The organism is Bradyrhizobium sp. LA2.1, from assembly GCF_040547725.1.
Classification (GTDB): domain Bacteria; phylum Pseudomonadota; class Alphaproteobacteria; order Rhizobiales; family Xanthobacteraceae; genus Bradyrhizobium; species Bradyrhizobium barranii.
On sequence record NZ_JBEPQI010000016.1, the window covers coordinates 1 to 11,601 of the forward strand.

Here is an 11,601-nt window from a genome sequence, read left to right on the forward strand (position 1 = left end):
AACCGCCGCTGCCTGAACGGGTCAGATGCCGCCCTCGATACGAAGGCCATCCGTCAAAAGCGCGGGCGTCACCGTGCGGAGAAAATCGCGCTTACTGTCAGTCAATCCCCATTGATATATAAACTGTTTTTCATTCTAGCATGTGGGAACCTACGGTCTTGGCTACCAGCCAATGGCCCATCCGATGGTAGCTCATCCACGTTCTAAGCCTGTCAGGCAGGGTATGCCGTTCGATCCAGGTCGCCGTGCCCGCGAGGATCCGCATGCCCTGAATGGCGGTCCACTCCCGCTCCGTGTCCAAACAAGATGGAGAATATACAAGCCGGATAGCTTCCAAAAATGTTCGCCACGAACGAGCTCGTTCGGTGGGACGCTGATCAGTCAACGGGCCGTGACGTGCTTCGAAGTGGCTAGTCGGTTCGACCTCTCTCACCCCGCGCTTTTAACTTCGCGAACCGCCGCTCCTAACCGCATGGCTCGCAGCGGCTGCGAACCGACCAGGGCGAGCGCCATAAACCTTTGTATCGGTCCGTGCCCCCTTTAGATGCCCGACGTTTACCAACGTTCAGTTGAACCGCTGATCGCAATCGTCTTGGCTAGGGCATGCGGTAGCGCTCCCGCTATCGCTGCCCTCCTTGGGCGTTTCCTCCCTAGACTTGGGCCGCTTGTGGCAACGCAGGCGGCCTTTCTTTCGAGCGCTGACGGGGTCTCTTTGAAGTCCACGGCCCGCGAGGCCTCCTAACTCAATGCTGCCGTATGCCCTCCGCAGGGCTTCGTCCGGTTGAATTATCTCCCTACATCGATAACGCACTTGCGCCTCTCTTTGGAGTTGCGTCACTTCCTCCCTTCCTCGGCCCTGCGGCCCGGCCTAAGACATATGCCCTCCTAGTTCCGCTTAGTTCAGTCCAGACTCAGAGCAGCGGAACGGGCGAATGAAAAAGGGACGATGCAATTTGTCCGGGATGCGGAGCCGGATTTCGCAGGCTCGAATTTATCTTCCAGGAGAGCGGAGAGCTCGCGCTACCCGAAACTCACCTCTTTCCGTACTCGGTGAAAACGTAGTCGCGGTTCTGCACCACCGTGTGGCATGCGAACCCGCACTTTGCGTCGTTTTCCTGCGGCGGACTATCCGCTAAGGTGGCGGGCCTGAACGCGTCGGACGCCGCGTCATACTCGAACGCGCCCCATCCCCATCCGCCGCTGTCCGCGAACCTCTTGCTGTCCTTCACCATGAAATCAACATCATGCTGAGTACCTGGCACGGTTGGCTGACCGGGGTAGGCTTCTTGCTTCTTCGGGTTCCAATGAATTTTCGCCATCTTGGCGCCGTCTGGGAAAGGCTTGCCGTTGTCAGGCACGCCTTGCTTGTAGGCGTCGATCATTGCCGCATTCCCCACGATCACCGCGACCTTGCCTCCGTTCTCACTGATCGCGATCACCGGCCAGTCCTCGTATCCCCTAAACTCAGAGAAGGCGAGCCCATTCGGTACCTGCACAGTGTACTTGTCCTGTGCGGAAATCGCGACACCAGCCGCCAAGACCGCGATCGACAGCGAAATACTTAGACTGATCAGCGTGGCTCTTTTCATTGTCGCTTCTCCCTCACACGGTTTAGCGGCAGATGACGATCGACAAGGACTGCGCCGACCGTTGCTCACGAAGAGCATGATTAGAGCATGGATTTGCGCGTTGCGAAATGGGTCCGATGCAACGGTGCATGGCCGCTGTGGGTCAAAAGCAGTCGATGCCGACTATGCCGGGCGATTTGTGTTTTACCCTCGGAAGCTGGCGTTATGAGCGCACGCCCCTCGCCTTCTCAAGATCGTTGAGGAGTGAAAGGAGACCAACAACTTGCACTTCCTGTCGCCGCGGACCTCGCGGGATTTGGCGGAGCGAATCGAGCGCGCAATGCGGGCCGAGCAGACAGACATCCGAACAGCAGCACTGACGGGGTACGCGGGACGCGGATAGAAAAGCCTGTTCGCAGGAGGGAGGCGCGCCTCACTGCGGCCAATCCTTGTAGAGCGTGATGCCGAGCATGATCAGTGAGCCGACTGCGACCGCCAACGGGCAGATAAACGGCAGCTCTTCCAGCACGCCAATAACGACCGCCCGGACGCGGAGAGTTCTCTTCATATGCGCAAAGCGCGAGCCTGCCGCACCCATCGGACATCTCCGGTTGGCCCCCAGCAGCAGCTGGTCTCACTCTTCAGCACGAAGCGATCTCCGGCTATTGCCCCTTCGGATGTATCCCTAGATCAAGGTGAAGGAACCCTTGCAAGTCTCACGTCCGCTTTGCTCACAGAGGCGACGTTGAAGCCGACATGACTGCATGTTGGCCTTGGGCCAATAGGTGACATTCGAAACGACAGAGACCGCCATCTAGGCGGCCTCTGGAATTAGTGAATCTTAATTTCCTCCAAGGGAAGCCGCAACTCCACAGCGCGCTCCTCTCGGTCCTTCTTGCGGAACTCCACTTCTCGCCGCTCGAATTTAATTAGCTCCTTCCGAACTTCCTCCAAGAGATGGTCTCGCGGCGTCATTCCTTGTTGGTTATGCTGCGTCATCACTTGCTCCCGAACTAACGCCACAAATTACAGAAATCTGGAATCGCGGAAAGGTTCATTGCCATAGATTGCGGATTTATGACGGCATCGCGCCCATAGAATGTCGTCTTTTGATTTGTCCTTATGGCGGTTCATTGGGGCGACTGACCCAAGCATCCTTCGGTTTCCAAACATGGGGGTGACCACATCGCGGGCATTTGAGAGGGATTGCAATATCGGGCAAAGTTTCAAAAATGACAGTTTTCGCGCCAAATCCAGTCGGTACAATCCGCCCCGTACCGGGACAGTGGAAGGAATGATGCGAACCGAACGTCCGTTGAGGGTTAATCGCGTCGCTTTTTCAATCGGTCAGCTACTTCCGGTCTGCCTTTGATTTCAGACCTGACGCTCCACAGCGCTGACTGACGGGATGAGATGGGCCACTTGCTGCCGCGAGCAGATGCGGCGAACTATCTTATGAGACCGGACAATGGTTGATTGGAGGGTTGCGGCCGAAAAGAAGCACGACGTTGGGACGCCCTACATGCCGCCGATAACGCGCCGCTTGAGATGTCGGATCGATCCGAAGCAGAGCCCCTACACCTCCATGGAAGGGACCTCTCGTCTCCGAGCGCAAGTAACTAACCGCCGACGAACGTGACCGTCTCGTCGAGCGGGGCGCGGCCCGTACGGGCGTAACTCACCGTGGGGTCCACGTACCCGATCGACATGCCGCAGAAGAGGATGAGCCCGTCCGAGGGTGACAGGACCTCCGCGACCGTCTCGCGAACTTGCGACCACGCCATCTGTGGGCAGCTGTGCAGCCCTTCGGCGCGGAGCAGCAGCATGACGGTCTGCAGATACATGCCGACGTCGGCCCATTGGGGCCGGCCCAGGTCGCGGTCGATGTAGCAGAACAGGGCGGCGGCCGCGCCGAAACAGTTCCAGTTGCCGATGGCCGCCCGCTGGCGCGCCTCCCAGTCCTCGCGCGCAATGCCGAGCGCGCTGTAGCGCTCCTTGCCAAAGGCGGATCGGCGCTCCCCGTACGGGGACTTCAGCGCGGGCGGGTACATCTCGTACTGCCGCTCGTCCCAGGGGTCGCCGTGGCACACGCGCTCGACGGCGCGCGTCTTGAGCTCGGACAGCGGCGCGCCGGTCAACACGTAGATGTTCCACGGCTGGATGTTCGATCCGGACGGCGACCAAGCCGCGGCGGACAGCACGCGCTCAAGCACCTCCCTCGACACAGGCTCGTCTTTGAATCCGCGTACCGCCCGTCGGCTTGTGACTGCCTCATATACATCCATGATGTTCGCCTCCCTGCCGTTGGGCATCCGTTTCGTTCAAACGCATGCGGTCGTCTGGTTCGGCCCTAACCCAATAAGCGGTCAGTACTCCCAGGGGCCCGGTACCCAACGAAAGACGTCGCCGTCGACTGCCACATGGCAGACGGATGGGAACGAAAGGTGAGTGGCCACCAGCGACTCGCGGTTCGCCGCCAGCTCCCGCAAAAGACGGACCCGGACGCGGGCCGCCTCCTCCGGATCGTGTTCGAAGCCGTTGTACCAGTCGGGATGCTCGAACCCGACCTGGAACACGGCGTCGCCGGCGAACGTCAGCCGGTCGCTGCCGGATGCCAGACGGACCACGCTGTGCCCGGGGGTGTGGCCGCCGGTGCGTGTGACGAGCACCCCCGGCACCACTTCGTGCTGTTCCTCGAACGTCCGCAACTGACTCTCGTACTCTTTCAAGAACCGCTTGGCCGTCCGCCGAAGCGCGTCCGGGAACCCCGGCGGCATGGAGACGTGGGAGAAATCGGGCGACTCCCAGAACTTGGTTTCGGCGGCCGCCACGTGGACCCGCAGTTCCGGACGCAGCCGCTCCCTCACTCCGTCGATGAGCAACCCGCCAACGTGGTCCATGTGCAGGTGGGTGAGCACCACGTCGGTCACGGATGCGAGATCGATGCCGGCGGCCTCCAATCGTTGGACCGTGTGCCCGGCCCGTGGCAAGTCCGGAAACTCCGCTCCCATCCCCGCGTCGACGAGTATGGTCCGGTCGCCGCTACGCACCACGACCACGTTCAGCGCCCACTCGAGCACATCCACCGGCAGAAACATGTCCTCCAGCCAGGCCGCCCGGACGGCCGGATCAACGTTGTGGCCCAACATCGCGCCTGGCAGCGATAGCACCCCATCGCTGACCACCAGCACGTCAATGTTACCGACCTTCAGCGCGTAGCGCGACGGAACCAACTCGGGCTCCGGTCGACCGTGGATGTACTTCTCGCTTACCTTGTCGGCGCAGGATTTGACCGAGGGATGTGGGGTGTTGCCCAAGCTCGTGTTTGTGTCCAGGCTCATATTTGTCTCCTGTTGTTCGCCTTACCTTTCGTGGACTTGCGTTGCCGTAACAATCACTGCGCGGGCACGACCGCCGGGGCACCTTTGTCCTTGATCATGAGCACCAGGAATTTCGCCGGCTGGGTGCTGCTCGCGTTCCGGTCGACGACATGAACATCAGCAGGGCCTTCATAGAAGGACTGTCCCGGTGTCAGTGTCACCGGTTGTCCACCCTTCAGCTGCATCACGACGGAGCCCTCCAGCACGTATACAAACGCATGTGCATTGTGTCGGTGGATAGTGCTCGACCCGCCGGGCGCATGCTCGACAATGATCATCAGAGCTTCCCTTCCAGGATTCTCCGGAAGATCCTTAGACATGAGTGACGTGACCTTGGGCTCCTGAGCCACGGCCGTGCCGATCATGAGGCACAGAAGAACCAACGCAACGAGTTTGATCGTCATGGTCGCCTCTTTTCTTCGTTGCCGGGGATCCGCTCGCGACAGACTGGGCTTGCCTCCGATGTGGGATCAGGCTTTTGCTTGCGAGCGGCGAAGCCATTCGTCCAGACCGATGCGCCCGAGGCGCGCCTCGCCGAGTGGCACCAGCGATTTCTCCTCGACCCGACCGCCGCCATACCGCGCCTCGGGGTCGCTCACGACCTCGCGCGGGTCGCCGATCGCCTTCAGATAGCGGGCGACGATTTCGTTGAACGGTGCTCGTTCCGGGCCGGCGATCTCGACGATGCCATTTCGCGGCGCCGCGAGCGCCACTTCGGCGACGTTGGCAGCAACGTCGTCCGCCGCGATGGGTTGGAACAGGACCGGCGGGAGCCTGACTCTGTTTCCAACTGCGCTTAGATCGGCAATGCCGCGAAGGAATTCCAGGAACTGGGTCGAACGGACGATGGTGTATGGGATACCGGAGGACTTGATCAATTTCTCCTGGGCGACCTTGGCGCGGAAATAGCCATTGTCTGTCCGGTCGATTGCGACGATTGATAGTGCGACATGGTGCCGGACGTTCGCTGCCGCCTCCGCCGCGAGAAGGTTACGGCCAGACGTCTCGAAGAATTCCAGCACCGCCTTGTCTTCAAATGAGGGCGAATTGGCGAGGTCGACCACCACCTCCGCGCCGGCCGTTGACTCCTTGAGACCCTCGCCGGTGATGGTGTTGATACCGCTGTTGGGCGAGGCGGCGAGGACTTCGTGGCCACCCTGACGCAGAATCGCGACGGTCTTCGAGCCGATCAGGCCGGTGCCGCCGATGACGACGATCTTCATGATCACCCTCCCTTGTTAACGACTGGAAGGCGGAAAGTGAGAGTGCCGCGAGTTTTCGGTCCGCATTCTAGGTGCCCAGAATTACGGGTTCTTTCCCGAAGCAGCTGTGCTTTGCCTGATCCTGCTGCAAGCTTCCGAATGCAATATTTTATTCTGTGCCGGATTTTTTGGTCAGGCTCGCTGAACGATGCACTGGCACATTCGCATCCGGGCGTTGAAATCACTCTGAAAATCATCCTACCACAGGGCTCTCACCAACAGCCGCGCATCCCCTTCCGAGTCTAGACCGCCGCTCGCCGATCCCGGATAATGGGCGGCGACCTCGCGGCGAGACGAGTGATTTGTCCGATCCAACCCGACGGATGGGCCGGCCCAATGACATTAGTAAGTATGTACGGACAGAAGCTCGGGCAGACGTTGCATCTGAAGGACACGCGCCCTCGCTGATCACGCGCTCCCTGCGCAGCGCCGAACTCGCGGTTACCGAAACTCGAGATGACAACCCCCTGCCGGGTCTTTCCGGCTCGTTTCCTTCCGAGGATGCCTATCTCGTCAGCCTCAAGTTTCGCGATTACGAAAATGTCTCGGTTGTTGTGTCGCCGGGGCCCGCCAGAGCGGCGGATGATTACCGGAAGGCGACCTCGCTGAAATCGATCGAGACCAGCAGCATGTCCGTGATGGGCCTGCGATCAGGACCGCGCGCGTAGGCGCGCCGTATGCTCGGCAGACGAATGCCATCCGCTTCGATATAGCCAAATGTGAGTTGGGCGGCCGGAAGACCTCCCGCGATGTTCACACTGTAATCGTGACGGCGCAGCATCATGTCCTCGCCGAAAAAGAAGTCCTGGACCATGCAGTGGGTTTCCATCCAGCCGGGGAAGTAGGCGCGCAGCACGCGCCATGGCTCTGCCCCGTCCCGCCAGGCATCGGTCTCTTCGACACGGACCCCGTCCATCGCCAGCAGGAATGGCGTCGTGAGATAGGTCCACACGGCTTCGCCGTTGAAGTAGGCGCGGTGCAGGGGATCCCAGGGCGTGTGCATCTGGTGTCCGGCAAAGGAATCCCGGGGCGCGTAGCGCTCGGCGACCAACGCACCGTCAAGCTTTTCGATGGCGATCCGGTCCGGCGTGAACATCGTGCGCTGATCGGAAGCTCCGAAAGGCGTGATGGAAGAGCGCTCCTCGTGCAGCCACACAGTCATGCGCCGCGGATTGCGATCCTGCATCAGGCCTTTCAGCGGGAAGAGGCCACCACCGGTGACGATGGTGGCCTCAACCTTGCTGTGTCGCCGCCAGCGTTCCAGACCGCCGTGCGCTTCGAGGACTTGGCCAAGCAACGTGCTCATGGATACCTCATGTCTTCAGGATGGCCGGATCGACCGGCATCTTGCGCAGCCGCTTGCCCGTCGCCGCAAAGATCGCATTGCTGATCGCAGGGCACGATCCTCGACGTCCCCGTTTCGCCCAAGGAGTCTCGCCGCCTGACTCTACACCGCAGCAAATGCATCGCTGTTTCGACCGCCCTCGCGCGAGCCGACCGCAATCGCGGCATCGTAGCTTGCGCCGAAAATTCAGCGCGTACCTCCCCCGGTGCGGACAGACGGCAATGTGCGGGGGCGGCCATTACGCCAACCTTTTGTATGTCAGACGCGCAGCGCACTTATTCAGTCCGATCTTTGATCTAGAATCCACTCGAGCGGGCGCGGACGGAAGTCAAGCTCGCGCCTGGCTTTCTCGTTCGAAGCGCCCCTAAGCCTCGTCGCGTAATAGACTGCGTCGCGGCCTGACGCCCGAAGCGCCTCTTCTTCGCTGACGCGAGGTGGCGCAGGTGCTCCTGCAGCACGCGCGAACGCCGTCAACCACAAGTGCTGAGGCGACGGGTTTCCGTCGACGATGTTGTACGCTCCCGGCGGACAGTCCAGCGCGGCAGCGGTCGCCCCAGCCGCATCGTCAATATGCACGAAGCTGTAGACGCCCTGGCCCTCACCGATAATCGGAACCTGCTGTTGCCGCACCTGATCACCAATATCGCCCTCGCGCGTGTACCAGGTGCCGGGGCCGTAGAAGAACTCATTCACCTGTGAGTCGATTTCTCCAGATAGAACGTACGCGAAGACGAAAGCCGATTTTGCATGGGCGTGCGAAGCCGACGCTCCCCCCGGCACTGGTCAACGAATTGGGCGAACAGTGATTTGCCGGGAATATTGGATATCGCCAGATTGAAGTACGGCGTGACAGTTTCGCCGTCTTCAGCAGCAGCAGGCATTGCGGTCGCTATGGCGACAGCAGCGCAAGGAATCTGATATTCATTGTACTCGTTCTCCTTTGCTTCTCTTGCGGCCACGCCGCCGCCACGCCACGCACCTGAACTCGCCCCGCCTCATGTCAGCGCCACGTTGGAAAGCATCGTGTTGGCAAATACTAGCATTCCGGAAGGGGGAGCGGGTGCGGCATTTGCTGCACGACCAATGTCCGAATCGGGTCAAAAAGCGAAGAACTCAGAGTGAGCAAATCCAGTCCGCTCCGCCCCACTAAGCGGACCTCAGTGAGGAGTTTATCACTTCGCATTTGGGCCAATACCGACCATGAGTTCACTTTCGCCGACTACCATCCCTGACGAACCTGGGGCATCACAGGGAGGTCGCGCGCTAATCGCGGATCACTTCGATGGCCGAGCGCTGGGGCCCTGGTTCAACAAGCTGCGCCGAGCAAGGATCGCTGAATTTGGCGGCGTGCCGTTCGCAAGTGGAGTAAAATCGTCAATGCGAGCGGCAAACATCAGGCGTTAGAGCCCTGTGCGTGAGTGGGTTCGAGAGTTCCGCGAGTATGTGCGAGCCTACCGGGCCTATGTCTCGGCCAACCTTTTGTGGGTCAGAGCGACGCATCGCAGTTCACTAGTCTAGGAGCGGGCTTGCAAACAAGGAGGCCGAACATGACTGCAATCTCCTCTTCACCCACCCGGCGCAGCCTCCTCGCAGGGTCAGTCGCAACTGGTGCCGTCAGCTTGCTTCCAATACATTTCGTCGCCGCACGCGCGCAATCGAAGCAAGGAGGGTCCCCGTTTGGTACGACCAAAGCCGACGCAATTCTTCCCTTCCGCGTCAATGTCCGGGGTGAAGACCTCGCTAATCTCCGCCGGCGCCTCGCGTCCACGCGCTGGCCCACCAAAGAGCTCGTTGAGGATCGGTCGCAGGGTGTGCAACTGGCGACGCTGCGGGCGCTCGCCCGCTACTGGTCGACTGAGTACGACTGGCGCAAGTGCGAGGCACGGCTGAACGCGTTGCCACAGTTCACGACCGTGATCGACGGGGTGAAGATCCATTTCATCCACGTCAAGTCCCGGCATGAGAACGCGCTGCCGCTGATCATGACGCACGGCTGGCCTGGCTCGGTCATCGAACTCCTCGATACCGTCGGTCCCCTGACTGACCCGACCAAGTATGGTGGCACTCCCGACGATGCATTCCACCTGGTGCTGCCGTCCTTGCCAGGCTACGGCTTCTCGGGTGAGCCCACCGAACTCGGATGGGACGCCGCGCGCATCGCGCGTGCGTGGGCGGGGCTAATGGATCGCCTCGGCTACACGCGCTACGTCGCCCAGGGTGGCGACGTAGGAGCGGCAGTAACGGATGCGATGGGGCGCCAGGCACCCAAGGGACTTCTCGGCATCCACGTCAACTTGCTCGCGGGTGTGGCGGCAATGTCCGACAAGCTGCCCGCAGAATCCGAGAAGGAACGCGCGGCGCAGAAGGCGGCCGCGACGTTTAGGGCGAGTGGCTTTGGCTACTTCCTGGAGCAGTCGACGCGGCCACAGACAATCGGCTACTCCCTGCTGGATTCACCCCTCGGGCTCGCGAGCTGGATGCTCGACCATGACACGGACAGTTACTACAAGATTTCCCGCGCGTTCGTGGAGGGTAAGCCCGCGGGCAGTCTCACCCGGGACAGCATCCTCGACAACATCACGCTGTACTGGCTGATGGGCGCTGGGGCCTCGGCCGCACGGTGGTACTGGGAGGCTGGACGGGCCGCAGCCCGTGCGGCCGGCAAGTCTCCTCCGGCGGTCGCGGTTCCGGTGGGATTTACGACGTTCCCCGGCGAAATCTTTGCTGCGCCCCGAAGTTGGGTCGAGATTATGTACCCCGGCCTCGCCTACTTCAGCGAGGTCGAACGTGGCGGACATTTCGCCGCCTGGGAGGAGCCGATGCTGTTTTCAGATGAGGTACGCGCAGCCTTCAGATCATTGCGCAAATAGCGGACAAGAGGCTCGACGCCAACGATGTTGAACACGCGCGTCAGATTGCAGGTCAGCGCACACCGCGCCATCTCCGTGGCGACCTTCGGCAGCGTCTTGCACAGGAAGTTCGCCAGGCTAGGCGGCAGGAATGCATGCTTGCAAATTCTAACAGCGGGCGTCCGGCTCAAGTCAACTGAAACAAGTTTGTTGCGGGGACTAGGGCGCGACGAAGTGAAGGGCAAAGGCAGCCGCGACACAGAGCGCGACGGCAATGGAGGCGGACCACCATTTAGCGGGGTAGCCACCGAATGTAATTCCAACCAAGGCTGCGCCTAACACCCATCTGATCAAGGCCACGGGGTTGCTCCGCGTCATGTCCTATCAATATGCGCTTGGAGTCGCCCCGTTTCCAGCCCGTCCGGCTGCCATAATCAAACCGACCCACTACCCAAAAGCTGCCCTCAGCCGGTGCACTGCCCGTCGTCAGCTTCGGGTCAAGCTCCGAAGTCGGCGGGTCCATGGTAGATGGTCTGCTCTGCCACTGTGAGCGGACATCACCGGATCCGCGGTTCAGGTCCGCGAAGGGCCAGAAGCGGAAGCACTCCACTAAGTGAGATTTCGCTTCCAGGTGTAGTCTTCAGCTTCGGGCCGAGGTTGCAGGCAATCAGGTTGAGGAGGAAGTCGGTGGCGACGCGAGCGAGGCCTCGATGTTTCGTCATTGCTCGCCTCGTGCTAGACTTTGCCTGCCCGATCAGGGAGAACAGCCATGACCGCCGAGTTCGATGAAGACCGCTTCAATATGGCTATCCGTAAATTTCTGAAGCATGTCGGAGTTACATCGCAGCGTGAAATTGAGAACCTAGTGCGTAGCGGAGAGGTGAAGAGTAGCAAGCTCAAACTGCGAGTGACCTTGTCCGCGGAGGGGACGCCGCTGAACCATGTGGTCGAGGAAACAGTCGCGCTCTGACGATTGTCCCGGCTGTGGGAAGCCATGGCCCTGATCCTCACGAAGGCTACCATTGCGGTCGCCGGCCGAACGTCGCCTTCGGGTCAAGCTCGGAAGTCGGCGGGTCCATGGTAGATGGTCTGCTCCGCCACTGTGAGCGGACATCACCGGATCCGCGGTTCAGGTCCGCGAAGGGTCACATCCGGACTCATGCAGCGCAACAAGATACGCACTCAGCCGATCACTTT

At 60.7% G+C, this 11,601-nt stretch carries 9 protein-coding genes and 1 pseudogene; 2 read left to right on the forward strand and 8 right to left on the reverse strand.

Annotation, left to right across the window (positions count from 1 at the left end; genetic code table 11):
• Positions 1-1,031 precede the first annotated feature (1,031 nt).
• The 8 genes and pseudogenes from ABIB95_RS27890 to ABIB95_RS27930 all read right to left on the reverse strand — a co-directional run.
• A complete protein-coding gene (locus ABIB95_RS27890) occupies positions 1,032-1,589 on the reverse strand; it encodes a cytochrome P460 family protein (protein WP_208084737.1) in 558 nt (185 codons plus the stop codon).
• Positions 1,590-2,001: 412 nt separating this feature from the next.
• The gene (locus ABIB95_RS27895) at positions 2,002-2,166 is read right to left on the reverse strand and encodes a hypothetical protein (protein ID WP_208084736.1); all 165 of its coding nucleotides are present in this window, start codon (positions 2,164-2,166) and stop codon (positions 2,002-2,004) included.
• A gap of 1,021 nt (positions 2,167-3,187) precedes the next feature.
• Positions 3,188-3,853 (reverse strand): nitroreductase, encoded by a 666-nt coding sequence (locus ABIB95_RS27900; RefSeq protein WP_208084735.1) that lies wholly within the window; start codon positions 3,851-3,853, stop codon positions 3,188-3,190.
• Between the two features lie 81 nt (positions 3,854-3,934).
• Positions 3,935-4,909 carry an MBL fold metallo-hydrolase gene (locus ABIB95_RS27905; RefSeq protein ID WP_208084734.1) on the reverse strand — a complete coding sequence of 325 codons (975 nt, stop codon included), beginning with the start codon at positions 4,907-4,909 and terminating at the stop codon, positions 3,935-3,937.
• A gap of 53 nt (positions 4,910-4,962) precedes the next feature.
• The gene (locus ABIB95_RS27910) at positions 4,963-5,352 is read right to left on the reverse strand and encodes a cupin domain-containing protein (RefSeq protein WP_208084733.1); all 390 of its coding nucleotides are present in this window, start codon (positions 5,350-5,352) and stop codon (positions 4,963-4,965) included.
• A gap of 66 nt (positions 5,353-5,418) precedes the next feature.
• Positions 5,419-6,171 carry an SDR family oxidoreductase gene (locus ABIB95_RS27915; protein WP_208084732.1) on the reverse strand — a complete coding sequence of 251 codons (753 nt, stop codon included), beginning with the start codon at positions 6,169-6,171 and terminating at the stop codon, positions 5,419-5,421.
• 625 nt (positions 6,172-6,796) lie between these two features.
• Positions 6,797-7,516, reverse strand: coding sequence for a hypothetical protein (locus ABIB95_RS27920; RefSeq protein WP_354244000.1), 720 nt, complete (start codon positions 7,514-7,516; stop codon positions 6,797-6,799).
• 696 nt (positions 7,517-8,212) lie between these two features.
• A pseudogene (locus ABIB95_RS27930) lies at positions 8,213-8,436 on the reverse strand (cupin domain-containing protein); the annotation flags it as partial.
• Positions 8,437-9,102: 666 nt separating this feature from the next.
• Between ABIB95_RS27930 and ABIB95_RS27935 the strand changes: the two are divergent.
• Positions 9,103-10,425, forward strand: a complete 1,323-nt coding sequence (locus ABIB95_RS27935; protein WP_354244003.1) for an epoxide hydrolase family protein — start codon at positions 9,103-9,105, stop codon at positions 10,423-10,425.
• Between the two features lie 748 nt (positions 10,426-11,173).
• Positions 11,174-11,374, forward strand: a complete 201-nt coding sequence (locus tag ABIB95_RS27940) for a DUF6494 family protein (RefSeq protein ID WP_354244006.1) — start codon at positions 11,174-11,176, stop codon at positions 11,372-11,374.
• Positions 11,375-11,601 lie beyond the last annotated feature (227 nt).